21 protein-coding genes and 1 tRNA gene are annotated in these 23,055 nt (G+C 61.7%); 5 read left to right on the forward strand and 17 right to left on the reverse strand.

The window, feature by feature from the left end:
• Nucleotides 1-17: 17 nt before the first annotated feature.
• Entirely contained in the window at nucleotides 18-590 is a 573-nt protein-coding gene (gene lspA, locus TERRO_RS09365) for a signal peptidase II (RefSeq protein ID WP_014785760.1), read from the reverse strand.
• Nucleotides 587-3,463 carry an isoleucine--tRNA ligase gene (gene ileS / locus TERRO_RS09370; protein WP_014785761.1) on the reverse strand — a complete coding sequence of 959 codons (2,877 nt, stop codon included), beginning with the start codon at nucleotides 3,461-3,463 and terminating at the stop codon, nucleotides 587-589. Before ileS ends, lspA begins: the two co-directional genes overlap by 4 nt.
• A 372-nt stretch (nucleotides 3,464-3,835) precedes the next feature.
• Between ileS and TERRO_RS09375 the strand changes: the two genes are divergently transcribed.
• Nucleotides 3,836-4,798: an energy transducer TonB gene (locus tag TERRO_RS09375; protein WP_014785762.1), complete on the forward strand. Its 963-nt coding sequence runs from the start codon at nucleotides 3,836-3,838 to the stop codon at nucleotides 4,796-4,798.
• Between the two features lie 66 nt (nucleotides 4,799-4,864).
• Here TERRO_RS09375 and TERRO_RS09380 read toward each other — a convergent pair whose 3' ends face one another.
• A complete protein-coding gene (locus TERRO_RS09380; protein ID WP_014785763.1) occupies nucleotides 4,865-5,266 on the reverse strand; it encodes a hypothetical protein in 402 nt (133 codons plus the stop codon).
• 43 nt (nucleotides 5,267-5,309) lie between these two features.
• A complete protein-coding gene (locus TERRO_RS09385; RefSeq protein WP_014785764.1) occupies nucleotides 5,310-5,894 on the reverse strand; it encodes a class IV adenylate cyclase in 585 nt (194 codons plus the stop codon).
• Nucleotides 5,895-5,953: 59 nt separating this feature from the next.
• Between TERRO_RS09385 and TERRO_RS09390 the strand changes: the two genes are divergently transcribed.
• Nucleotides 5,954-6,994, forward strand: a complete 1,041-nt coding sequence (locus TERRO_RS09390; protein WP_014785765.1) for an L-threonylcarbamoyladenylate synthase — start codon at nucleotides 5,954-5,956, stop codon at nucleotides 6,992-6,994.
• A 519-nt stretch (nucleotides 6,995-7,513) separates the two neighbouring features.
• Here TERRO_RS09390 and TERRO_RS09395 read toward each other — a convergent pair.
• A complete protein-coding gene (locus TERRO_RS09395) occupies nucleotides 7,514-8,659 on the reverse strand; it encodes a DNA polymerase III subunit (RefSeq protein WP_014785766.1) in 1,146 nt (381 codons plus the stop codon).
• Between the two features lie 391 nt (nucleotides 8,660-9,050).
• Here TERRO_RS09395 and TERRO_RS09400 point away from each other — a divergent pair, with 391 nt between their 5' ends.
• Nucleotides 9,051-10,439 (forward strand): sensor domain-containing diguanylate cyclase, encoded by a 1,389-nt coding sequence (locus TERRO_RS09400; protein ID WP_169315296.1) that lies wholly within the window; start codon nucleotides 9,051-9,053, stop codon nucleotides 10,437-10,439.
• A gap of 28 nt (nucleotides 10,440-10,467) precedes the next feature.
• Here TERRO_RS09400 and TERRO_RS09405 read toward each other — a convergent pair whose 3' ends face one another.
• The 7 genes from TERRO_RS09405 to TERRO_RS09435 all read right to left on the reverse strand — a co-directional run bounded on the left by TERRO_RS09405 (nucleotide 10,468) and on the right by TERRO_RS09435 (nucleotide 16,015).
• On the reverse strand, nucleotides 10,468-10,920 hold the full coding sequence (locus TERRO_RS09405) for a cupin domain-containing protein (protein WP_014785768.1): 453 nt from the start codon (nucleotides 10,918-10,920) through the stop codon (nucleotides 10,468-10,470).
• Nucleotides 10,921-10,988: 68 nt separating this feature from the next.
• A complete protein-coding gene (locus tag TERRO_RS09410) occupies nucleotides 10,989-12,422 on the reverse strand; it encodes a cytochrome P450 (RefSeq protein ID WP_014785769.1) in 1,434 nt (477 codons plus the stop codon).
• A gap of 5 nt (nucleotides 12,423-12,427) precedes the next feature.
• Nucleotides 12,428-13,135 carry a dTMP kinase gene (gene tmk / locus TERRO_RS09415; protein WP_014785770.1) on the reverse strand — a complete coding sequence of 236 codons (708 nt, stop codon included), beginning with the start codon at nucleotides 13,133-13,135 and terminating at the stop codon, nucleotides 12,428-12,430.
• Nucleotides 13,132-13,482 (reverse strand): hypothetical protein, encoded by a 351-nt coding sequence (locus TERRO_RS09420; protein ID WP_014785771.1) that lies wholly within the window; start codon nucleotides 13,480-13,482, stop codon nucleotides 13,132-13,134. The genes tmk and TERRO_RS09420 overlap by 4 nt, the downstream gene beginning before the upstream one ends.
• A 29-nt stretch (nucleotides 13,483-13,511) precedes the next feature.
• Nucleotides 13,512-14,369: a response regulator gene (locus tag TERRO_RS09425; protein WP_014785772.1), complete on the reverse strand. Its 858-nt coding sequence runs from the start codon at nucleotides 14,367-14,369 to the stop codon at nucleotides 13,512-13,514.
• Nucleotides 14,370-14,427: 58 nt separating this feature from the next.
• Nucleotides 14,428-15,441 carry a UDP-3-O-(3-hydroxymyristoyl)glucosamine N-acyltransferase gene (gene lpxD, locus TERRO_RS09430; protein WP_014785773.1) on the reverse strand — a complete coding sequence of 338 codons (1,014 nt, stop codon included), beginning with the start codon at nucleotides 15,439-15,441 and terminating at the stop codon, nucleotides 14,428-14,430.
• Nucleotides 15,442-15,466: 25 nt separating this feature from the next.
• Nucleotides 15,467-16,015: a DUF6982 domain-containing protein gene (locus TERRO_RS09435; RefSeq protein ID WP_014785774.1), complete on the reverse strand. Its 549-nt coding sequence runs from the start codon at nucleotides 16,013-16,015 to the stop codon at nucleotides 15,467-15,469.
• Between the two features lie 230 nt (nucleotides 16,016-16,245).
• Between TERRO_RS09435 and TERRO_RS09440 the strand changes: the two genes are divergently transcribed.
• Both TERRO_RS09440 and TERRO_RS09445 read left to right on the forward strand, forming a co-directional pair.
• Nucleotides 16,246-18,159 carry a tRNA nucleotidyltransferase/poly(A) polymerase family protein gene (locus TERRO_RS09440; RefSeq protein ID WP_041593201.1) on the forward strand — a complete coding sequence of 638 codons (1,914 nt, stop codon included), beginning with the start codon at nucleotides 16,246-16,248 and terminating at the stop codon, nucleotides 18,157-18,159.
• Nucleotides 18,160-18,250: 91 nt separating this feature from the next.
• Nucleotides 18,251-18,877: a YdcF family protein gene (locus TERRO_RS09445; RefSeq protein WP_041592536.1), complete on the forward strand. Its 627-nt coding sequence runs from the start codon at nucleotides 18,251-18,253 to the stop codon at nucleotides 18,875-18,877.
• A gap of 66 nt (nucleotides 18,878-18,943) precedes the next feature.
• On the opposite strand, the gene TERRO_RS09450 is transcribed toward TERRO_RS09445, so the two are convergent.
• From TERRO_RS09450 to TERRO_RS09470, 5 genes are all read right to left on the reverse strand, one after another.
• The gene (locus TERRO_RS09450; protein ID WP_014785777.1) at nucleotides 18,944-19,573 is read right to left on the reverse strand and encodes an MBL fold metallo-hydrolase; all 630 of its coding nucleotides are present in this window, start codon (nucleotides 19,571-19,573) and stop codon (nucleotides 18,944-18,946) included.
• An 84-nt stretch (nucleotides 19,574-19,657) separates the two neighbouring features.
• Complete coding sequence (gene secG / locus TERRO_RS09455; protein ID WP_014785778.1) at nucleotides 19,658-19,954, reverse strand: preprotein translocase subunit SecG; 297 nt, start codon at nucleotides 19,952-19,954, stop codon at nucleotides 19,658-19,660.
• A 239-nt stretch (nucleotides 19,955-20,193) separates the two neighbouring features.
• A complete protein-coding gene (locus TERRO_RS21980; protein WP_014785779.1) occupies nucleotides 20,194-21,912 on the reverse strand; it encodes a sensor domain-containing phosphodiesterase in 1,719 nt (572 codons plus the stop codon).
• Nucleotides 21,913-22,090: 178 nt separating this feature from the next.
• Nucleotides 22,091-22,175 (reverse strand) — tRNA-Leu (locus TERRO_RS09465).
• 97 nt (nucleotides 22,176-22,272) lie between these two features.
• Nucleotides 22,273-23,016 (reverse strand): HAD family hydrolase, encoded by a 744-nt coding sequence (locus TERRO_RS09470; RefSeq protein WP_014785780.1) that lies wholly within the window; start codon nucleotides 23,014-23,016, stop codon nucleotides 22,273-22,275.
• Between the last annotated feature and the right edge of the window lie 39 nt (nucleotides 23,017-23,055).

The following is a 23,055-nucleotide window of genomic DNA, read 5'->3' on the forward strand; positions in this document are numbered from 1 at the left end:
GTGCAACGGCTTTCTTCTCACGCGCCAAGAACATCTCCGTTCGCGGTTTTGTTGGATCCGTCGGCGTGGTCGGTCGCGGATTCGGAGGGCCAGATCATTTCGACCAGCAGTAGAACGGCACCGACGCTGATGGCCGAGTCGGCGATATTGAAGTCCGGCCAGTGATAGCTGCCGATGTGGACCTCGAGGAAGTCGATGACGTAGTGGAGGACGGCACGATCGTAGAGGTTACCGATGGCTCCGCCGAGTACGAGCGCAAAGCCGACGGAGGCGGCCGACCAGTGCTTCCCGTAGCGGACGAGCATGAAGAGGACAGCCAGCGCGGCAATGATGGAGAAGATGATGAGGCCGATGCGTACGGCCAGCGGCGAGGCCGACTCCGCAAACATGGAGAAGGCTGCGCCGGTGTTGAGCACGTGCGTGATGCGGAAGACCTTGGGGATGATGACCTTGCCGCTGCCCATCGAGATGTGATGCTCGACCGCGATCTTCGAGAGGCGGTCGAGCAGAACGACGACGAAGGCGATCAGCAGCAGCCACGGGCGCGCATCGCGGCGGGACCTTTGTTCGGTGTGCCATTCCGTACTCATGCAGACACCTCGTTTGCGGCTTCGTAGCCGATCTTTTCGAGCGCGTCGGCGCAACGGGCGCAGACGGTGGGATAGCGACCTTCGGCGCCGACGTCATCGGTGTAGCGCCAGCAGCGATCGCAGCGTGTGCCTTCTGCCTTTGCGAACTCCACCTGCGTATCCGCTGAGCCGAGTGCGGGATCGAGTGCTGCCAGTTCGACCTGAGAGACACCGAAGAGTTCCGGCAGTTGCCGCTCGTACTTCGAGAGGACTGCTGCCAGGTCACTCCTGGACGCGGTGACCACGATCTTCGCTTCCAGCGCTTTGCCGATGGTCTTGGCGGCGCGTGCGGCTTCGAGCACTTTGAGGGCGGACTCGCGTACCGTGCGGATCTGCAGGACGTCCGTGAGCAGGTCTGCGGAAGATTGCGTTGCGCCGAAGTCTTCCGCGGAGGGGAAGTTTGCGATGTGGACGCTTGCTTCGCGGCCTTCGACCGGCGGCAGGTAGCCCCAGATCTCGTCTGCTGTGAACGAGAGGATGGGGGCGATCAGGCGAACGAGTGCTTCGGTGATCTTCCAGACAGCCGTCTGTGCGCTGAGGCGGCGTGTGTCCGAGGGCGCCAGCGTGTAGAGGCGATCCTTAAGGACGTCGAGGTAGAAGGCGCTGAGTTCGGAGTTGCAGAACTCGTTGAGTGCGTGGAAGACGCGGTGGAACTCGAAGGCGTCGTAGCTGGCGCGGACCTTCGTGACCAGCTCTGCGGTGCGGGCGAGCATGTACTGGTCGAGCGCTTCCATCTGGTCCCACGGTTGTTCGTCCGTTGCAGGGACGAAGCCGTCGAGGTTTGCGAGCAGGAAGCGGAAGGTGTTGCGCAGCTTGCGGTAGATCTCTTCCGCGAGGCGCTTCATGAGCGGCACGGAGGCGATGACATCTTCGCGGAAGTCGACGGATGCGACCCACAGGCGAACGATGTCGCCGCCGAGTTCGTCCATGACCTTGACGGGATCGACACCGTTGCCGAGCGACTTGGAGAAGGCGCGGCGCTGCTCGTCGAGTGTCCAGCCGGAGGTTGCGACGTACTTGTACGGTGCCTGGTCGCGAATGCCGACGGCAGAGAGCAACGAGGAATGGAACCAGCCACGATGCTGATCGCCGCCCTCGGTGTACATGTCGGCGGGGAACTGGAGTTCGGGCTCGGCTTCGAGCACGGCGTGCCAGCTTGCACCGGACTCAAACCAGACGTCGAGGATGTCCATTTCCTTGCGGAACTCGGTACCGGCGCACTTCGCGCATGCGGTGCCGGCGGGCAGCAGGTCTTCCGCGGAGTGCCGATACCAGGCGTCTGCGCTTTCGGTTTCGAAGCGCTTGACGACGCTGGCGTTGATGGCCGGATCGTTCATGGGCTCATGACACTTCTGGCAGAGGAAGACGGCGATGGGCACGCCCCAGATGCGCTGGCGGCTGATGCACCAGTCGGGGCGTGTGGCGATCATGTTGCTGATGCGCTCCTGGCCCCAGGAGGGGTCCCAGGTGACCTTCGCGATCTCGGCGAGGGCGCGTTCGCGGAAGGTGGTGCCGTCGAGCGGCGTCTCCATGCCGATGAACCACTGCTCGGTGGCGCGATAGATCACAGGGCGATGGCAGCGCCAGCAGTGCGGGTAGCTGTGATGTACGTCGCCCTGCGCCATGAGCGCGCCGCGCGTCTTGAGCAGCTCGATGATGGGCGCGTTGGCCTTGTGCACGTTCAGGCTGTCGTACTCGGGCAGGCCGTTGCGCAGGCGGCCGGCTTCGTCAACGTCGCAGACCTGCGAGAGCGCGTACTTCTTGCCGGTGGCGAAGTCGTCCGGGCCGTGTGCGGGCGCGGTGTGGACGCCGCCGGTGCCTTGCTCGGTGGTGACGTACTCAGCCATGACGCCGAGGATTTCGCGGGGCAGGAAGGGGTGAGCAAAGGTGGTGCGCTCAAGCTTCTCGCCGTGGACGCGCGCGAGGACTTCGACGTCGGGCAGGTTTGCCGTGGTCTTGAGGGACTCGAGGAGTTCCGAGGCGACGAGGTAGACGTTGCCCTTGCCGTAGGTCTCGTTGTCTTCCGTGACCTGCACGGCGACGTACTCGAATTCCGGATGGAAGGCGATGGCAAGCGATGCCGGCAGGGTCCAGGGAGTGGTCGTCCAGATGAGGCCGAAGACGGGCAGGCCGGCGAGCGCGGGGTCAATGAGCGCGGCGTCGCTGGTGAGGGCGTAGCGCACGTAGACCGAGGGCGAGGTGTGCATCTCGTACTCGACTTCCGCCTCGGCGAGCGCGGTCTTGTCGTGCATGCACCAGTAGACCGGGCGCAGCCCCTTATAGACGAAGCCCTTTTCGAAGAAGGCGTAGAAGGTTTCGAGGATGCGGGCTTCGTAACCGAAGCTCATGGTGAGGTAGGGGTTGTCCCAGCGGCCGAGGACGCCCATGCGTACGAACTGCGAGCGCTGGAGGTCAACGTACTTCTGCGCGTAGTCGCGGCACTGCTGGCGGACGGTGAGCGCGTCCATTTCGAGCTTCTTGCGGCCGAGCTGCTCGTCGACCTTGATCTCGATGGGGAGGCCGTGGCAGTCCCATCCTGGGACGTAGGGTGCGTCAAAGCCCGCCATGGTCTTCGATTTGACGACGAAGTCCTTGATGCACTTGTTGAGCGCATGGCCGAGGTGGATGGCGCCGTTGGCGTAGGGCGGGCCATCGTGGAGGATGAATTTCTTTTTGCCAGCGCGCGATGCGCGAATCTGCCCGTATAGATCGGCCTCGGTCCATGCCTTCAGGCGCGCCGGTTCGTTGCCGGGCAGGTTGGCCTTCATGGGAAACGCTGTCTTTGGAAGATTGAGCGTGTCCTTCAACTGCTTCGGCTTAGTCGCCTCGTCCATCATTCCCTCATGCATTTGTGGCGGCGGTGCGCTGCGAAGACGTCGCAGGCTGCGCCCAAACCCTTATTGTAAGGGTGCGCAGCGACTGGCGATGTAAGGGGTGTACCTGCAGGGTTGCGCCTACCGAAGATTGAGAGTTACTTCCTATGGTCCGGCTGCGTCAAATGACAGTGATGTGGTGCAAACTTTGCGAAGACAAGATGTTGGGCGCATTTTGTACAATGTGGACGGACGCCTGATACGCCGTACAGCAGCTTGTGTTCCTTTAGACCCGGTCAGCGAGCCGGGCGGATCGACGAATCCAAGGACAGGGCCACCAGTAGATTGTTCCCGCGCGACCTACGCACGTGAGAACCAACGAGATTTGAGGCGATGGCGACTATCACTGAAGAACCTCACACCAAGGCCACGGACGGACCGCAGCTGGGTCAGCCGGATGAGCTGCAGCCGATGAGCCCTTTTGCGTCGCTCATCGAAAACTTTCGCGACGCTTTCTTTCCGGAGAAGCTGCCGCCGCTGGTGCTTGAGTCCAAGCCGATTGCGGTTGCGAATCCGATGGACGTCAAGCGCGACCCGAAGTCGACGGCCGTTGCCGTTGGCGTGCACGCGCTGATCTTCCTGCTGATTTTCTGGATCAGCACGCGCGTGATCAAGGTGGTTACGGCTTCGAAGCCGGTGATCAAGGAGATATCGTTCGACACGCCGCCTCCGCAGCCTCCGGTGAAAGTACCGGCGCTGAAGGCGATGGGCGGTGGTGGCGGTGCGCATGACATTGCGCCGGTGACGCAGGGACGTCTGCCGAAGATTTCTCCGACGCCGATTGTGCCGCCATCGAATCCTCCTAAGATTGAGCCGAAGCTGACGGTGGATCCTGCGATCAACATTCAGACGAATGTGAAGATGACGAACAACAATATGCCGAATCTTGGTATGCCGAACGCGCCGAATGTCGGTATGAATTCGCTGGGTAACGGCAGCGGCGGCGGTCTGGGCAGTGGTCGCGGCAACGGTCTTGGACCGGGCAGCGGCGGTGGCACGGGCGGCGGCACCTACCAGGTTGGTGGCGATGTTTCGGCGCCGCGGCTGATCTACTCGACGGATCCTGAGTTCAGCGAGGAAGCTCGCAAGGCGAAGTTCCAGGGTGAGGTGATGGTTCACTTAATCGTGGATGCTACGGGGCGGCCTACGCAGATCCGGGTGATTCGTCCGGTGGGCATGGGACTGGATGAGAAGGCGCGCGAGGCCGTGGCGCAGTGGAAGTTTGCTCCGGCGAAGAAGGGCGGCGTTGCCGTTCCGGTGGAGTTGAATGTTGCGGTTAACTTCCAGATCTTCTAAGCACTTCGGTAGCGACAAGAAAGCCCGGCTTCGCGCCGGGCTTTTCTGCGTTTGAATTGTTTGCGCTTACAGGGTCGAGATGGAGTGGCGCTTGAGGCCCGCGTGCAGGAGCTGCTCGGCTGTGATGCCCTTGATGTGGATGCCGGTGCCGACTGGCTTGGTGATGTCGGGGACTTGCTTCTGCGTTAGGACGCCTGCTTCGATGAGAGCAGTGTTCGCCTCATCGGCGGACTCGTAGGCGAACTCGTAGAACTCTGCTGCGGCGGTGGCACTGCCGACTCGGACGCGGACGGTCTGGCCCTGCTGGAACATGCTGAGGGTCAGGTCGCCGAGCATGGTCTGGGCGGGCGCGTTGAGCTCGTTGACGTCCGCAATGGAAAGATCGCGCGGCTGGGTCAGACCTGAGCGGGAGTGTTCTGCCGCTTCCACCCGTTGTGCGCCTGATTGAATGTCCTGATCGTTTGTCATGGCTGTTGGATGGCCTCCTGCTATCGGGAGTTGCGATATCGCTCTAACGAGTGGTGGCGACCGAGATTTCGTCGAAGGTCATGTTCTCAACTGGGGAGGCGGTGCGTTCTTTCCAGTCGAGGAACATGCGGCCATAGCTATCGGTGAAACAGGCATCACGGGGGATGTCGAGGCGTTCGAGAGCCCGGTCGATCCAGGCTGGTTGGCCTTCCAGTTCGGCGAAGTCACCGATGGGTGTTTCATCGAGGACGAGGGCGCCTTCTCCGTCGTGGAACTCGGTCCGGAACTTTTCGTAGCGGAAGACGGGGTTGTAGCCGAGTTCTACGAAGACGGCCCCCATGGCGTCGCCGTCGCTGACGACGGTTTCGGTCTCGAGGCGTTCCTTGTAGAACGAGCTGTCGTCGTTGTGCGCCGGCGGTCGTTTGTGGGTGAGGACCCACTGGCCGCCGTACTCGCGGAGTCGCAGCACCTGGCGTCCGCCAAGGAGCCGTCGTTCCGGTGTGTCAAAGAGCGCATTGCGCTCCAGCGTGCGCGGCGTTTGCAAAGCAAACCCGGCGGCGAGCGCCCGTGCGCGAAACTCGCGCGGATCGGGGACGCAGAACTTGAGTTCAATCTCCGCGTGCGACATGTGCCTGAGTATAGGCGCATCGGCGGCGCAAGACTGAGGGAAACACGTACTATAGTGCGGTGAAAACCGCCACGCACAAGACACTGCACCTTATCGCCGACCGGATGGCCGACGTGACGCAGGCCGCAGCCACGCTTGCCACAGGCGGGCTGGTCGCCATGCCCACCGAGACGGTCTACGGTCTTGCGGCGAACGCGCTGGATGCTGCAGCTGTCGAGAAGATTTTCGTTGCAAAGGAGCGGCCTCACTGGGATCCGCTGATCGTTCATGTGAGCGACCGGGCGATGCTGGAGCGTGTGGTGCGGCAGGTGCCGGCGTCGGCGCTGCCGCTGATGGAGGCGTTCTGGCCGGGGCCGCTGACGGTGCTGCTGCCGCGTCACCCCGATCTGCCGGATGCCGTGACTGCGGGGCGCGATCTTGTGGGTGTGCGGATGCCGTCGCATCCGGCGGCGCTGGCTCTGATCCGGGCGGCGAATCTGCCGCTGGCGGCTCCGAGTGCGAACCGGTTCGGACACATCAGCCCGACGACGGTGGCGCATGTGCTGGCGGACCTGGATGGACGTATCGATGCCGTGCTGGATGCGGGGCCGTGCGCGATCGGTGTGGAGTCGACGGTGCTTGATCCGACGGCGTCGCCGATGGTGCTCTACCGGCAGGGTGGGGTCAGTCTCGCGCAGATTGAGGTTGTGGTGAAGCAGCGGGTCACGGTCTACCGCCGTAGCGATGATGTGACCAAAGTCGCGGCGAAGCCAGAAAGTTTACCGTCGCCGGGCGTTGGGATTCGGCACTACGCTCCACGGGCGCGGCTGATGCTGGTGCATACGCAGGCCGATCTGGATGATCTGTTGCATCATGTCACGCCGGAGAAGACGGGGGTGATGGTGCCGCTGGGGTGGGCAGTGCCGGAGTGGACGGGGAAGGTCTTCCAGTGGGAGTGCTGGAATGATCCTGCGGCTTTGGCTCGGACGCTGTATACGGGGCTGCGGGCTTTGGATGGGATGCGGGTGAATACGATTGTTTGTCCGTTGCCGCCAGCGGGTGATGAGGCGCTGGTGGAGGCGATTCGGGATCGTTTGTTGAAGGCTGCGCGGGAGAGTTAGTGGCCGGGGCTGAAGCCCCTTTTAGGTGGGATTTTCAGGGGCCTAAAGGCCCCTGCTTTCTCCGGTTCGCGCTTTCGCGCGAATGGCTCCGTTTTGCGACGCATGTCTTTCGGCAGTTTTGGGTTTTTAGGCCCTGAGGGTGCTGTCTCTCAGTTTGCGCTTTGCGTGAATCTCCTATGCCTTCCCTCGGAGAGAACGGATTGCGTGTCCACGTTTCGTTGCTGACTGAACACGTAGAGCGGTTTGTGCTCCGCACCAATCCCCACCTTAGCTTCGCGAAGGTGGGCACCCGGTTTTCGCTTGATTTGAGTTTGTTGGCTCAACGGAAGGAAAAGCGGTTCGCGCTTTGCGCGAATAACCCACCCTTTTGCTTCGCAAAAGAATGGGGCACCCGGATCGGTAGCGCTCTCAGCATCGCATCCCACGTCTCAGAGGCGAGACGCGGGGCACCCGGTGTTCTTCGTCTATCCGGTCCAGGTTCGTCTATCCGGTCAAGGTTCGCGTGTCTGGTTCAGTCGGTTAGCGGCGGCCGTCGGCCATGTTTTCGGCGAAGGCGTCGAGGGAGATGGAGCGGAGGAGGTTTCTACGCATGCCGCTGATGACGTTGTCGAGGCCACGGACGGCGTTCTCTAGCCAGGCGAAAGTCACGGAGTCCGCGAGCGTCTCCAGTTCGCGGCCGAGGTCGATGTTCCTCATGCGGTCGGGTACACCGCTGCGGAGGAGCAGAAGGTCTTCAAGCAGGCCTGCGAGTGCGGAGAGCATGGCCTGGGTCTTCTGCTGGCCTTCGGCGCCGGCGCGGTAGGTTTCCGTCGTCTTGAAGAGGTCGGTGTGCTCGCTGTCTGTGGTGGCGGAGCGCAGGAGGACCATGGCGTCCGTACGCGCCTTGAGGTAGCTCTCAAGGTCGTAGGAGAGCGCTCGGCCTGCGGCACCCTGGGCGAGCCTTGCGACGAGGGCCCGCTGTTGCGGCTTTACTTCTGGCTTGCGAGCGGCGAGTAGCTGCTCAATCTCCGGAGAGGAGAGCGCTCCGAGGCGAACGGCGGCGCAGCGGCTGCGGATGGTGGGCAGCAGCTCGCCGGGATGCTCGGCCATGAGGATGATGTGTGCGTAGGACGGCGGCTCTTCGAGCACCTTGAGCAGGCTGTTTGCGGCCTCCTTCATAAAGGCTGCGGAAGGGAAGAGATAGACGCGGCGCTTGCTGTCACCGGGCAAGGAGTAGATGCCGTGGATGAGCGATCGAACCTGCCCGAGCTTAACGAGGAGTTGCGGCGGATCGGGTGGAAGGACGAGCACGTCCGGGTGCGTCTGGATGAGGACGCGGGTGTCCTTCTTGTCCGTCTCACGCATCTCTTCGCGGGCGCTGACTGCGGCCTCGACGAGTGTGGGCAGGTCGAATGATTCGGCGATGCGGGTGCAGTGACGGCACTCCCCGCAGAAGTCTGCGAGGTCACCGCCTGCGTGCGGTTCGCGCGGCTGACGTTCGCAGAGGAGCGCCATGGTGATCATGAGCGACAGTGTGTACTTGCCGGAGCCAGCGGGACCGCTCAGGAGAATGGAGTGCGGAAGGCGGCCGGAGGCGACGGCCCGGCGCAGGTGTGTCACGGTCGATTCGTTACCGACGAAATCCTTGAAGCGAAAAGGCACGTCCACAAGGATACTTGGTCGCATCGCCCAGCAGGAGACGTGTGCCCAAATAGGACAGCGCATTTCACGATTCGATGAGCGCTGACCTCCAGAATCTCGGAATATTTGTGGCGTTGCACCTGTGTCGGGTTCACAGCCTTCGTTGACCTGATAAAGGCGTAGAGTTACGCACTCTGACAGATCAAAACATCTTAGGCGCGGAATATGACAGCAACGAAAGGGGCAAATGAGCATTTTTCAGGAAGAAGAACCAAGCACATCGCTCCAAAACGAGGCCTTCCGTGCAGCAAAGAGAGCTCTGAGAACGCCCTGGGATGACACGCGGTACGCCGATCCTATTCCGGCGGCATCACCCGCTAACGTGTTGGCGGATGTCGTGAGGAGCTCGCAGCGTGATCAGAGCCCGTCTGGAGATGTGCTGATCCGCATGGAAAGCTCCTTCCAGACGGATTTGCGTCGCTTCGATACACTGACGTCCGGTAAGCTGCTGACGTTGGAGCAGCAAATTCTGCTGATCGAAGACGTTCACCGGTATGGTCGCATTTTTGATGCGATCTCCAACGGAATCACCATCGGCGACGCGGCACAGCCAGGAGCGCCGCTACTCTACGTCAATTCCGCGTTTGAAGAGATGACGGGATATCGATCCAACGAAGTACTGGGGCGTGACTGCAACTTCCTTCAGCGCAACAACAGGGATCAGCCGGGCGTGGTGAAGATACGCAAGGCCCTAGAAGAGCGGCGTGAAGAGCGGGTCCTGCTGCGCAACTACCGCAAGGATGGAACGCCTTTCTGGAACGAGCTGTATCTTTCACCGATCTTGGACTTGAAGGGGCGGCTGACGCACTTCGTAGGGATACAAAACGACGTGACCGCCAGGGTCAATGCCGAGCTGCAATTGTCGGACGAGAGGGACCGCCTGTTTGCGGCTTCGGAGTGCAGCCTGGACTGTATCTACGTCTGTGAATCCGTGCGCGACAAGAAGGATGACATCGTGGATTTCACGTTCACGTATCTGAACGCAAATGTGTCGAAGATGGTATTGGTTCCGCTGGATAAGCTACTGGGCGGCAGGATGTGTGAGTTGCTGCCGGTGAACCGAGAGCTTGGGCTGTTCGATCTCTACAAGCAGGTAGCTCTCACGGGTGTGCCATTGGTCCATGAGTGCCGAGTGCATGACCGTAACATCCGCAGTTCCTGGATCCGCGTGCAGGTAGTGAAGTTGCACGACGGTGTGGTGGTGAACGCTTCCGACATCACTCAGCGGAAAGAGGCCGAGGAGCTGATGCTGTCCCATGGCCTGCATGATTCGCTTACGTCACTGCCGAACCGGCGGGTATTGAAAGACCGGATTCAGCAGGGAATCTTCCGGGCGGACCGTACGAGGCAGTTGATGAGTGTGTTCGTGATCGATTTGGATAATTTCAAGCAGATCAACGACACCCTGGGACATGCGGCGGGCGACGAGACATTGGTGACAGTGGCGCGTCGATTGAGTGGTTGCATGCGGTCGATCGACTCAGTGATCCGGATGGGCGGAGATGAGTTCGTGATCGTCCTGCCGGAGATTCGCGGCGTGGGCGACACAGAGATGCTGGCGGCGCGTATCTCGCGAGAATTGGCGGCGCCCATGATCATTGCAGGCCAAACAGTTCAGGTGACGAGCAGCATCGGGATCACTCTTTATCCGGGAACGGCGCTCACCCCCGACGACCTGCTGAGTGAAGCCGATGGAGCGATGTACGCTGCAAAGCGTCGCGGAAAGAATCAGAGCGAGCTGTTTGTTCCGAAGGCTGCGGCCTAGCGTCCGCCGGAATTCACGTGCGTAGGATCTAGACCGGCTTCGCCATGATCTTGGTGAAGTAGAAAGTCATGACAGTCTTGCCGGTGTTGGTGATGCCATGGAGGACGTTGGCTTCTGCGTACATCATGTCACCAGCCTGGACCTGTGAGGTGACTCCGTCGACGACGATCTCGCCGGTGCCGGATGCGATGATCATCAACTCTTCTTCCGGGTGACGGTGTGGCGGATGCGGACGTGCACCCGGCTCGAGCGTGCATGCTCCTGAGGCAATGCCTTCGAGCTGGAGCGTCGGGCCGTTGAAGGAGACCATCGCCTTTGCGCCCGGGCTGTCGCCTTCGGCGGGCAGGCCCTTTGCTTTCACGACGGAACTCTTGAGCCGCGCACCTGTTGTCTTGGTATCGACGTGGGTGATGGGTTGCGAGGTCTGTGCGATTGCGCTGGGCATGACAGCGGTTGCGGCCAGAAATTTTCTGCGGTTCATTGCGATCTCCGTGCGTCGACTTTAACGGTCGAGAACAGACTACCGCGAACGCATTTGCAATAGCTCAGCTAACGCGCGTGCAGGGTGACACGCATCGGGTATTTGGGCCGCAGCGTGATCTTCTCTTCGACCTCGACGGGCTGGCCGGGAATCCATTCGAGGCGCCACTTCTGCGCGATGGTTGCGATGAGCATGACGCCCTCAAGCCAGGCGAAGCCTTCGCCGATGCACTGGCGCGGACCGCCGCCGAAGGGGAAGTACTCAAACTTGTCGCGCTTGGCTTTCTCTTCTTCGGTGTGGCGGAGAGGATCGAAGCGCAGCGGGTCGGGGTAGTAACGCTCGTCACGTTGCAGGATGTACTGCGAGATGAAGACGTGGGTTCCCGCGGGCATCCGGTAGGGGCCGATCTCGAATGGTTCCGTCGACTTGCGGCCCATGGCCCATGCAGGCGGATAGAGACGCATGGCTTCGGCGAAGACCATCTGGGTGTACTTGAGGTTGGCGTAGTCGTCGAGGGTGGGAGCGCGGCCGTCGAGGACCTGGCGAACCTCTTCGAAGAGGCGCTCCTGATGCTCGGGGTTCGTGGCGAGGAGATACCAGGTCCAGGAGAGGGCGTTGGCCGTCGTCTCATAGCCTGCGAGAAAGATGGTGAGAACTTCGTCGCGCAGTTGTTCGTCGCTGAGTTCAGATCCGTCTTCGTCGCGCGAAGAGAGCAGCATGCTCAGGAGGTCTTTGCGATCGGCGTGTTCAGGGTCGGCGGCGTTGGCTACCTTGCGATCGGCGATGATGCGGCGGACGACTTTGTCGAGACCAGCACGAGCCTTGGCGAACTTGCTGAGGCCGGGCATGGGGATTTTGTACTTCAGGAAGGCTTCCGCGTTGGGGAAGGCGATCAGGAAGTTGTAGATGCGCATGATGACGTTGGTCTGCTCGTTGATCTCGCGGATGTCGTCGTCGACTTCGGTGTCGAAGAGGGTGCGGGCCACGATGTCGAGTGAGAGCGTCATCATCTCAGCGTTCATGTCGACGATGGCGCCGTCGGACCACTGGTCGCGCCAGTGAAGGGTGCTGCGAACCATCTCGCTGCCGTAGTCGTAGATGCGCTGGCGGTGGAATGCTGGGGCGACGATGCGGCGCGAGCGCTTGTGCGTTGGGTCGTCGCTGGTGAGCAGGCCCTCGCCGAGGAGGATCTTGAGGCGGACGATGGTGCGTTCGCGCACAAACTTGCCGGCCTGGTTGATGAGGACCTCGCGGATGGCGGCGGGGTCGCTGAGGAAGATGACATGGTTGCCGAAGAGCATGTAGTGCGAGATGGGACCGCAGTGCTTCGCCATGTACTCGAAGAGCAGGATGGGCTTGCCGAGGCGCGCCCAGGGCTTGTGCAGGTAGAAGGGCAGCGTCTTGCGCAGGCCGGGCGGGATGCGCCACGTGCCTGTCTTGGTCGTCAGCTCGTGCGCAGGCCGGAAGACGTAGGAGTTCTCAAAGTCGATGGTGTCGGCCATAGTCGTTAGACTCGGATGCCAGCCGCCACGAGTCGTTGCTCTACGACCTGACGCACACGCGCGGCGATGGCTTCGATGCTGTCATCACCAGTTCCGGGGCCGATGAGAACGACGCGCTGCGGTTCGCGTTTGGCGATGGCGGTATAGGCGTCGTGGACGCGGCGATAGAAGGCCTCGCCCTCGGCTTCGAAGCGGTTCTCGTCGGCTCCGTTGTTCTGTTGCTTGAAGCGTTCGTTGCGGCGGCGGGCGCGTTTGAGTGCCTGGTCGACATCGGGTAACAGAAGGACGGTGAGCGACGGCTGCAGGTCGTCGCAGATGGCACGGTGGACGGCCAGTACGCGATCGGTGCCGAGACCGCGGCCGGCACCCTGATAGGCCTCGCTGGAGTCGGTATAGCGGTCGCAGAGAATGACTTTGCCTTCGGCGAGCGCGGGTTGGATGACCTGGCGGATCGACTGGGCTCGGTCTGCGAACATCAGTGCGAGTTCGGTGAGGGGAGCAATCTCGCCGAGGGATTGTTCAGAGCGGGAGTCGAGCAGGATGCTGCGGATGCGTTCGCCGAGCGGTGTGCCGCCGGGTTGACGGAGGAGGACGGGCTCGGTGCCGCGTTCGCGCAGCCAGTCGGCGAGGCGTTTGATCTGGGTGGTCTTGCCGGAGCCGTCGGGTCCGTCAAAGGTGATGAAGGCGCCGGGTGACGCGGGTGCAGTGCTCACGGCTTCAGGCTCGTGTGGAAGTCGGCGTGGTCCTGCGTGGGCAGCGTGATGTCGAGCGTGCCCTCCTGGCCTTCGTTGAGCCAGGGGCCGGTCTGCGCGTGCTCGTGCTTTGCGGCGTCGATGAAGCTGACCTTGATGTTGCCGCTGCCGAGGAGCTTGAAGCGGTAGTGAAAGCTGGCGCCGGGCGCGAGAAGCTGCGTGCCGAAGCTGGCGCTCGGGTAGTCGACCTGAACGACGTTCAGGGGTGCATCGCTCGCGTTGGTGATGGTGGCCTGAATGTAATGGGAATGGCAGCCCGTCAGGACCGAGGACATACCCAACGCAAGGCCAAGGAAGAGTCGACGCATAGAGAGCAGGGTATCAGGCCGGTCCTGCGCTATGCGAAGGCGTTCCCGGAGTGGCGATCGAGAATGCGTGCGCTGAGCACGACGCCGCTGCGGCCATCGTGCAACATGATCGGGAAGGCGAGGACGCTCCAGGTGGCGTTGCCCTCTTCTTCACGCGGTTCCATCAGCAGGCCGCGGCGTGTGCGGTCGATGTAGGTTTCGCGGGTGGTGGAGACGGCGTAGAGGACATCGCGCCAGTCGCGCATGGTGTTCGACATCTCGGCGAAGATGTTTCGGCCGGGGAACCAGTCGCGGGGCTTCTCGAGGTATTCTGCAGTGCTTTCGTTGACGTAGTGCCAGTTGCCCTCTGGATCGAGGATCTGCACAAGGACGTCGACACCGATGGCCATGGCAATGCGGCTGTAGTAGAACTCACGTGCATCGACGACGACGGGTGCTCCACGACGCTTGGCTTCGAGGCCGCGAAGGGCCGAGAGTAGATCGTCGACGGAGCTGTGGCCCTTGAGCAGGTGCATGTCTTCCATGCCGCCGAAACGCCGTTCGAGCGTTGCGGAGAGGATGATGATCGGCACTTCAGGTCGCCGCTGGCGTAGCTTTGCCGCGACGGCAGTGCCGAATTTGCCTGCGCCGAGGTGGTAGTCGAGCACTGCGATGTCGGTGCTTTCGAGGAGTTCGTTTGCCTCTTCGATGGTGCCGGCGGGTAGGGACTCGTAGCCGTTCTGTCGCAGGATTGCGGCGCGCAGAAGCAGGTTGGCTGGGTCGTCATCCAGGAGCAGAACGCGGACTGGCTTCAACTCCTCCGGTGCGCCCTTACTGCCTGCGCCCGGCATGGAGAGAAGATTGTTGCCGTCGTTGTTGCCGTTCTCGATAGTGATGTCGTCAGCCATACTCTCTCGGTCAGATGCTTTAGGGGGCTTGCCAGTCACCCCACTTGCGTTGATCGCATTACTCGTTTGGATTGGTTGTTCTACGCAGGGTTCGCAGATCGCGCAGCATTTCGGGGAGTCTTGTAAACGCTGCGACGGAGCGCAACCATTGCCGGTTGTCCATTGCAGGATAGCCGCTTACGACAGCGCCGGGTGCGACGTCGCTGGGGATGCCGCTCTGTGCGGTTGCTACGGCGCCGTCGCCGACTTTACAGTGACCGGCCACGCCGACCTGGCCAGCGAGAATGACGCGGTCGCCTACCTCGGTCGAGCCTGCCAAGCCCACCTGCGCGCAGAGGAGTGTGTTCTCGCCGACAGTCGAGCCGTGTCCTACCTGTACCAAGTTGTCGATCTTGCTGCCCGCACCGATGCTTGTTTCGCCGATGCTGGCGCGGTCGACGCAGGCGTTGGCCTGGACTTCAACACGATCGGCGAGCACTGCCGCGCCGGATTGCACGATCTTGACCCATGCCGAACCGTCGCGGGCGTAGCCGAAGCCATCGGCTCCGATGATTGCGCCGTTCTGCAGAGTTACATCGTCGCCGAGGCGGCAGAACTCACGCACGACGGCGTGCGCATGCGCGAAGAAGCGATGGCCGAGACGGGCCCCCTGGTAGATGACGGTGTGCGGCAGGATGACGGCATCGTCACCGACGACTACGTCTGCTCCGATGACGACATAAGCGCCGACGTGCGCGCGATCACCGATGGCGGCCGACGCGTCGATGACGGCGGTTGCGTGGATGCCGGGCGTGTACTTCGGCGCGGTGTAGAAGAGGCTGATGGTCTGAGCGAAGGCGCGGTAGCAGTTCTTGATGCGGAGGGTCGCGGTGCCTTCGAGGGCGGGGAAGTCCGGCTCGACGAGAATGGCGGCCGCCTTTGTGGACTTTGCGAGCGGAGCGTACTTCGGATTCGCAATGAAGGTGATCTGGTCCGGCCTGGCATGCTCGATGCCGGCGACTCCTGTGATCTCAACGTCACCGTCACCGACCAGCTCCGCGCCGAGGCGGCTCGCGATCTCTGAAAGTTTCATGCGGTCAATCGTACTGCTTCCCGGGCTACTGGGTGCGGGCGTCCGGAGGGAGAGCGAGGCTGAAGAGGTCAGGCTGCTCCTCCACCTCGGCTGCGATGGCTACCGGCTTTTTGCGAGAGGGCGTGGTGACGACGGCAAGTACTTCCATTGACTCAATGGCGAGCCGCGGCACGAAGAGTCGCTGGGTGTTGCCACGGATGTCGGGAGGGACCAGGTGGACGCCGAGATCCTGGGACCATCCGTCCGCGAGGGTAAGGTCCAAGGGAGCCAAGCCCTCGAGGATGTCGCCATCGCGCAGGGTGAGACGGAGCCAGAGGCCTTCGGTTCGAGGACGTGCCAGGAAGGTCTTGCGGGTGAGACGTTCCGGGGTGACGGAGTCCGCCGTGTTGAAGTCGCGCACATAGGCGGCGTACTTGACGTCTGTGAGGGGTACCGGCTGGATACGTCCGCTGAGGTCGAGGAGATCGAGCATGGGCGGTTGGCCGGTGTGGGCGAGTCCGCTGGATGGGAGGTAGCCCCAGAGGAGGCCTGGCAGGAAGCGGCGTACTATGACTTTCTTGCGGCTTGACGCCATCTCTCGCTCACTCCCAGTGGGTCGGTTCCCCGGCCTCTGCGCCTATTCTGGTCCTGCACCACTGCTGTGGCAAGAAATAGCGCCGGGATGGGTATTCAAATCACCAGCATCGTGCTACACTCGCATTTTGTGCCGAGGCTTTCACCCAGTCGCTAACCTGCTGAATCAGCGACGCTTATCGGCATCGCGCGGCCGCCGTGATGGGCCGCGATCTGGAGACTGAACGGCTCATGGCTGATTATATCTATCTGCTGGAAACCCGCCTTTCGCCCGCGCAGCAGAGGGCCATTGGAACGATTCGCACCGTCGCTCGCGAGTTCGACACCACCGTATTCCTGACGGGTGGTGCGGTTCGCGACCTTACCGGTGGCGGATCAATTCGCGATCTTGACCTGACTGTTCAGGGGGATGTCTCCCGGTTGAAGAACCCGTTGACGTCGGCTGGCGCTGAAGTTGTGGGCGAAAATCCCACCGCTTCACAGCTTTTCCTGGTCTTCCCGGGAGGCGTGCGTGTCGAACTGAGTTCGGCCGTTTCCGTCACCTGGCCAAAGCCCGGTAAGCCACAGTACGAACCCGGCAACATCACCGACGACCTTCGCCGCCGCGACTTTACAGCGAACGCCATGGCCATCTCGCTGAACGAGGGATCGTATGGGCTTCTGATGGATCCGTTGAACGGCGTGGCCGACATCGAAAACCGCGAACTGCGGCTGGTGAGCAACTACGGCTTCATCGAAGACCCGTCGCGCCTGATCCGCATGACGCGCCTGATCGCGCGTCTGGGCTGGCAGATGGAAGAGAAGACCCGTCAGCGCTACGAGACGGCGAAGGAAGAAGGCTACATCTCCGCTCTGGGCGACTGGAGCCGCGGATACGAGCTGGAAGAGATCTTCCATGAAGAAGACCCTGTCCGCGTGCTGCGTGCGCTCGAGGCCGAGGGCTGGGTGACGGCGCTGTATCCAGCACTAAGCTCTGCCAAGGCGAATACCGCAGCGCTGAGCGATCTGCATGAGCGCCAGGGCCAGTTGCAGATGCAGAGCATCCTGTCGCAGCCCGCCGCCGTCGCGTTCCCGCTGGTCACGGCGAAGATGTCGGCGACCGAGGTCGCGCAGTTGAAGGCGATGTTCGTGCGGCCTGGCTTCGTTCGTGAGATCGATACGCTGGATGCCCGCACGAAGGACTTTGCAACGCAGCTTTCTGCGAAGGACGTCGCTGCGCCTTCGGCTGCATGGCGGATGCTGCACGCGTCCGAGCCCAACCTGATTCTGGCGACTGCCTATGGCAGCAAGTCGGCACCAGTCCAGGCTCGTCTGAAGACGTTCCTCACCGAATCGCCCAATGCACGCCAGCGCATTCCGTACTCGCTGCTGACGGAGATGCGCATTACGCAGGACCTCCCGATCTATGCGGAACTGCTGGATAAGCTGTTCTTCGAGTTGATGGACGGCAAGCTGTCGACTCCGGAAGAGATGAAGGCTTTCCTGGAGCCCTATTCTCCGCCCGCGCCACCGCCGCCTGTGAACCTTCGTCGCGCTCGCGCGAAGAAGGAAGCGCGCCCGAGCCGCGCCAAGGCCAAGAAGGCCGCGGTGACTGTTGCGGCCGAAGAAGAGAATGCCGGCCTGGAATCTGGTCTGACCGAAGTTGGCGATCTTACCGGCCCGGATCGTGGACCGGAGCCGACGCCTCGCACGCCGATCTCGAAGGTCGCTCCTGAGCCCACGCCCGTGAAGGTGGTTGCTCCGAAGAAGGCTGCTCCTGTGGCACCGGTCGTCGTAAAGGCTGCTTCCGCTGCCGAACCGAAACCGGTCGCCGCAAAGAAGGTTGCACCGCCTGCGAAGGCCGCTCCGGCTCCGGTTGTGGTCAAGAAGGCAGCACCGGTCAAGGCCGCTCCTGCAAAGGCTGTGGCCAAGAAGGCCGTACCGCCCGCGAAGGCACCAGCCAAGGCCGTTGCGAAGAAGGCGCCGGTGAAGGTTGCCACAAAGAAGGCGGCACCTGTGAAGGCGGCCGCGAAGAAGGTTGTCGCCAAGAAAGCTGTTCCGGCGAAGAAGGCTGTACCTGCGAAGAAGGCGGCTCCTGCAAAGAAGGCCGTACCTGCGAAGGCTGGCAAGAAAGCCGTGCCTGCGAAGAAGTCTGGCCGGCGATAGGCCAAACAGGACGCTTGAAGATGCTTCAAATCACAGGCCACCTTCGGGTGGCCTTCTGATTTGGTATGGCTGATCGTGCTACGTTGGCGGCATGCGATTTGTACGGGTAATCCTTTGGGCGATGCTGGCCGCGGCCGTGTGCTCGGTGCTGGTGGTCTTTCTGTTCTGGTGGACGGTGCCGGATCACAACACGACACAAAGTCACTTTGACACGCTGATTGTCCTCGGCACGCCTGCTAAGGCGGACGGTACGCCCTCAGTCGAACTGCGCGAGCGGATCGATGAGAGTGTGCGCGAGTACAAGGCGGGCGTGGCGCAGCACGTGATCATGACGGGCGGACCGGCGCACAACAGCTATGTCGAAGGTCAGGTGATGGCCGACTACGCAGCCGCGGAAGGCGTGCCGCGGGAGGCGATCGTCATTGAAGGGAAGGCGAAGGACACCATCCAGAACATCTGGTACAGCCACGCCATCATGGCGGATCACGGATGGCACTCGGCGGAGGTGATTAGTTCGCCGTACCATCTGCCGCGGACCGCGCTAATCCTGGAGCACTACAAGGACGGCCTGAACTTTGACTGGCGCACGCACCCCGCGCAGTGGCCCCATGAGTATGGCCTCTGGGACAAGGTGAAGCGGGATTACCGTGAGGCGGTTGGCTGCTTTGCAATCCGCCGGGCGGGCTTCCGCCACTCGCAGTACCTGCCGGGAAGCTGAACCACGAGAGTAAACACTCTGGAAAACATCTCGTCCGATGCTTTCGATGCCTGCGATTAAGTGACTCTATTCATTGAAGAACGGGTTGCGCTCGATCTCATGGCCGATGGTCGTGGCGCGTCCGTGACCGGGGATCACTTCTGTGTTCTCGGGAAGAGGGAAGAGCTTCTCGCGAATGGAGCGAAGGATAGTCGCGGTGTCGCCGCCGGGGAGATCCGTCCGACCGATGCCGCTGCGGAAGAGTGTATCGCCGGCCAGAAGCAGATTGCTCTCGGGAAAAAGCAGGGAGATGCTGCCTTCGGTGTGACCTGGGGTGTGGAGCACCGTTCCGGTCTGTGTGCCGACGACGATCTTCGTACCTTCCTCGGCGCTCTCGTCGGGTGGTGCGACCTTCGGCGTCGGGACGCCCATCCATGCGGCCTGCTGTTCCATCCACGCGAGCTGGGCGAGGTCGGCCTGATGGTAGAGGACAGGCGCGCCCGTCTGTTCCGAGAGGAGTTTTGCTCCGGCGATGTGATCGAGGTGACCGTGAGTCACGACGATCTGCCGCAGCTTAAGCGTGTGCGCGGTCAGGAATGCGGTGATGCGTGCGAGATCTGCGCCGGGGTCGACGACGGTGGCGTCGTGTGCTGCTTCGTCGTAGAGGATGGAGCAGTTGCACTGGAGCGGGCCGACGGGGAAGGTCTCACGTTGCACAGGGGAAGCTCCTACGGGGTTAATGGGCACAGCAAAGGGGCGCAGGCCATAAGCCTACGCCCCTTGGAAGAACCGTTGAGCGCCTTACTTCTTCGGCGCGCTCTGCTGTGTCTTGATGCCCGACAGCACCGAACGATCGCTGGTGCGCGACATCAGGATGGTCAGGCTGATCGAAGTGAGCATAAAGAGCACTGCCGACCAGGTGGTCAGGCGGGTGAGCAGATTGGCTGCGCCACGCGGGCCGAAGGCGGTCTGCGAACCCTGTCCACCGAAGGCTCCGGCGAGATCGGCGCTCTTGCCCTGTTGCAACAGGACGACGCCGATGAGGAAGACACAGATAACGACATGCAGGATGACGAGAAGGATCAGAAGGGCGTTCATCGGTCTGGAGCTTGCCTCAATGCGCCGGGTAACGGCGCGGTACGCTTTTGGCGCAGATCAGAATGGGTGCGGCGGAACCGCGTGGCCTGAGGAGTCAGGGATTGGAGCGATGGTCGCTTGCGAGAGCTCTTGAAAGAGTTGCCTCTTGGCACATCTCTCCAGCAGTGAGTGTATCACCGTGGACCGCGTCAAATCCCGTGACGAACCATCGGGAGTTCCTGTCGTCGTAAGTGGACAGCTTATGCTGCCGGAGCGGACTCGTCCGTTTTGTCCTGGCAGATCTGTTCTGTGATCGAAGACTGGATGGTGTGGGTGATCAAAAGGCCCTTTGCCAGGATCTCATCGTCTTCCTGTGCCTGCTTCGCTCTGCTGCGAAGGGTCTCCTGCTCTTTGACCTTGCGGTCGTCGATGTCCTCAACACTGCCGTACCAGCGTGTGATCTCGCCGGAGGGACCGAAGCGAGGGGAGCCGGTGGAGCGCATCCATCGCCAATCGCCATCGATGCCCATGACGCGGTACTCGACATCGATCGGTTTGCCGGTTCGCAGTGCGTGTTTCATGACCTTCAACGTGTTGGCGAGGTCGTCGGTATGGAGCGCTTCAAGCCACCGCAGGTTGCGCGTCCGATCCTTGCCGAGAGGCGTGGTCTGGACCCAGCGCGAACTGACCTGGAGGTTGTTTCCGTCCGAGTCCATGACCCATGGGACTTCCGGGTTTACCTCGTAGAGAAATGCCTCGGGGTCAGTCTTGCGTGCGGCCGAGCGCCGTTTGCGCTTGTGTTCTGTAATGTCGAGGACCGAGATGGAGACGCCGATGACCTCGTCGGCCTCATCCCACGCGGGCTGATAGGAGGCCAGGAGTTCGAGGTCTGCGCCACCGGGGAATTGGTGCGGTCCGTGGAGTTCCACGCGCGAGACGGCCTCGCCCTGTAATGCTCGGGCGAGATAGGGCTCGAAGATGGGATACCACTCGGGATAGACCTCCTGGATCGGGTGGCCCAGATGCGCCCTGACGGAGATGCCACTCATCTCGGCGAGGCGCTTGTTCAGGCTGACGTAGCGAAGTTTTTTGTCGAGGAAACACAGGCCGACCGGTGCTCCGTCGTAGATAGCCTGGAGTTGCGCCATGCGGAGGGTCGGCAGTGCTTCGAGGCTGGAAGTAGCCCAATCGTCGCCGGGCGTGGCGAGTGCCGGCAGAGCGGCGATCGGTTCCGCTGCGATCATTGCGGCCATACATTCAGCACCTTGCGGCCGACCGTAGCGCCAGCCCTGCGCCTGTTCGCAGCCGAGCCAGATGAGCATATCGGCCTGTTCTTCAGTCTCCACGCCCTCGGCAACGGTGATGAGATCAAGGCTCTGTGCCAGACCGACGATGGCGGCGACAATCTTGCGACTGTCGCGGGCGACGGTCATGGATGCGATAAAACTGGCGTCGATCTTCAGTTCGTCGAAGGCCATCGACTGCAGGTGCCGAAGGCTGGAGTAGCCGGTGCCGAAGTCATCCATGGCGAGCTTGCAACCCATTTCACGCAGTTCGCCGGCGTTCTTTTTGGCCAGGCTCAGATCGTGGTGAAGGGCGGTCTCGGTTACTTCGACGATGAGTTGTTTCAGAGAAAAGCTAGTGCTGCCGGCGATGGAATGAATCTGTCCGGGCAGAGTAGATTCGCTCATCTGGATCGGGGAGGCGTTGACCGAGAGAGTCAGGTGCTTCGGCAGGTCCTTGGCGGCTAGGAATGCCTTCTGGCATATCTGTTGGGTGAGGGAACCGATCAGTCCGTTGCTCTCTGCGAGCGAGATGAAGTTTCGTGGCAGGATGGGGCCGTGCTCAGGATGCTGCCACCTGGCGAGGACTTCGAATCCCTTCAGGTTTCCGGTTCGGATTTCGACGATGGGCTGGAAGAAGGGGATGATCTGGTTCGCGTCTAGAGCCCGGACGATGTCACGCAACTCAACGAACATAAGAGGCCTCTTGGAGGTAACTCCCTCATCCTACCTTGATTACGTCCGTCATCAGTCATAAGACGACGCGCAGCGTCTTGTGACACTGATTTCACATTGGCGACATGGTTGTCGGAGGACAAATAAAAGAAGGCCAACCGCTTGGGTTGGCCTTCTTTGTTTGCTTGAGATTTAGGAGTGGTGCGGAGGACGGGACTTGAACCCGTATGGTGTTACCCGCTAGCACCTCAAGCTAGTGCGTCTGCCAATTTCGCCACCTCCGCATACAGAAAGCGCATACTGCTTGCACTACTGTGGGAAGCCCCATCCAGACCTAAGTATAGCAGAGTAAAGCCCTAAACTCTGCCTGCGGAAAACGGGTTATGAAAAGTGCTTCAGGAGATCGCGGAAGCTGGACAGGTGCAAGAGGTGACGGTCGTGTCGAGGCTCGGCGAGCGGCTCGCTCTCAAGCACCCACGTACTTGGGTGTGGCAGATAGACGGCGTGCATGCCCGCGGCCAGCGCGGGGTTGGCGTCGCTGCGTGGACTGTTACCGATCATCCACGTGACAGCGGGGTCGCAATCGTAACGATGAAGTAATGTCTCGTACGCTGCGGTGTGTTTCTCTGGCAGGACCTCAACGTGGTGGAAGTGCTCGTGGAGTCCGGAGCGCGAGAGCTTGGCAGTCTGTTCTTGGTGGTCGCCCTTGGTCACGAGGATCAGCGTGTGCTTTTGCGCGAGCAGCGGCAACGTTTCGAAGACACCGTCGAGCAGCGTGAGTTCTGCGTCGCGAACGCTGACCGCGCATGCGGCGAGATGTTCGTGCGTGTCGATTGTGACCTCAGCGCCGGTAAGGTGCGCGTAGCCGGCGATCAAGGATTGATGAAAGGCTCCTGTGCCGTAGCCGTGCGTCTTGACCCGTGTTGCTTCCAGCGCGTCGAAGGCTTCGCGTACTTCTGCGGGAGAGAGCTTGGGGTGCGCGACCAGTTCGACGAAGCGCTCGATCGCGCGCTCGAAGTAGATGTTGTTCTCCCAGAGCGTGTCGTCCGCGTCGATCATCAGGACCTGTGGACCAATCGGTAGGACGGGCGCTGCTGCGATCTGCGAGGGTGCGAGGCTGGTCATACGTGAGGCCAATGTAGCAATCCATGCAGCAGGCGAGGG

The organism is Terriglobus roseus DSM 18391, from assembly GCF_000265425.1.
GTDB lineage: Bacteria > Acidobacteriota > Terriglobia > Terriglobales > Acidobacteriaceae > Terriglobus > Terriglobus roseus.

What these genes read in the sequence shown, in the direction of transcription:
- TERRO_RS09470 (WP_014785780.1), bottom strand. Translation starts at nt 23,016, where the DNA reads ATGACCAGCCTCGCACCCTCGCAGATCGCAGCAGCGCCCGTCCTACCG.
- TERRO_RS09425 (WP_014785772.1), bottom strand. Translation starts at nt 14,369, where the DNA reads ATGGCTGACGACATCACTATCGAGAACGGCAACAACGACGGCAACAAT.
- TERRO_RS09405 (WP_014785768.1), bottom strand. Translation starts at nt 10,920, where the DNA reads ATGAACCGCAGAAAATTTCTGGCCGCAACCGCTGTCATGCCCAGCGCA.
- TERRO_RS09380 (WP_014785763.1), bottom strand. Translation starts at nt 5,266, where the DNA reads ATGACAAACGATCAGGACATTCAATCAGGCGCACAACGGGTGGAAGCG.
- TERRO_RS09420 (WP_014785771.1), bottom strand. Translation starts at nt 13,482, where the DNA reads ATGCGTCGACTCTTCCTTGGCCTTGCGTTGGGTATGTCCTCGGTCCTG.
- TERRO_RS21980 (WP_014785779.1), bottom strand. Translation starts at nt 21,912, where the DNA reads ATGTTCGTTGAGTTGCGTGACATCGTCCGGGCTCTAGACGCGAACCAG.
- TERRO_RS09410 (WP_014785769.1), bottom strand. Translation starts at nt 12,422, where the DNA reads ATGGCCGACACCATCGACTTTGAGAACTCCTACGTCTTCCGGCCTGCG.
- secG (WP_014785778.1), bottom strand. Translation starts at nt 19,954, where the DNA reads ATGAACGCCCTTCTGATCCTTCTCGTCATCCTGCATGTCGTTATCTGT.
- TERRO_RS09375 (WP_014785762.1), top strand. Translation starts at nt 3,836, where the DNA reads ATGGCGACTATCACTGAAGAACCTCACACCAAGGCCACGGACGGACCG.
- ileS (WP_014785761.1), bottom strand. Translation starts at nt 3,463, where the DNA reads ATGGACGAGGCGACTAAGCCGAAGCAGTTGAAGGACACGCTCAATCTT.
- lspA (WP_014785760.1), bottom strand. Translation starts at nt 590, where the DNA reads ATGAGTACGGAATGGCACACCGAACAAAGGTCCCGCCGCGATGCGCGC.
- TERRO_RS09445 (WP_041592536.1), top strand. Translation starts at nt 18,251, where the DNA reads ATGCGATTTGTACGGGTAATCCTTTGGGCGATGCTGGCCGCGGCCGTG.
- TERRO_RS09385 (WP_014785764.1), bottom strand. Translation starts at nt 5,894, where the DNA reads ATGTCGCACGCGGAGATTGAACTCAAGTTCTGCGTCCCCGATCCGCGC.
- TERRO_RS09435 (WP_014785774.1), bottom strand. Translation starts at nt 16,015, where the DNA reads ATGGCGTCAAGCCGCAAGAAAGTCATAGTACGCCGCTTCCTGCCAGGC.
- TERRO_RS09440 (WP_041593201.1), top strand. Translation starts at nt 16,246, where the DNA reads ATGGCTGATTATATCTATCTGCTGGAAACCCGCCTTTCGCCCGCGCAG.
- TERRO_RS09395 (WP_014785766.1), bottom strand. Translation starts at nt 8,659, where the DNA reads ATGCGACCAAGTATCCTTGTGGACGTGCCTTTTCGCTTCAAGGATTTC.
- lpxD (WP_014785773.1), bottom strand. Translation starts at nt 15,441, where the DNA reads ATGAAACTTTCAGAGATCGCGAGCCGCCTCGGCGCGGAGCTGGTCGGT.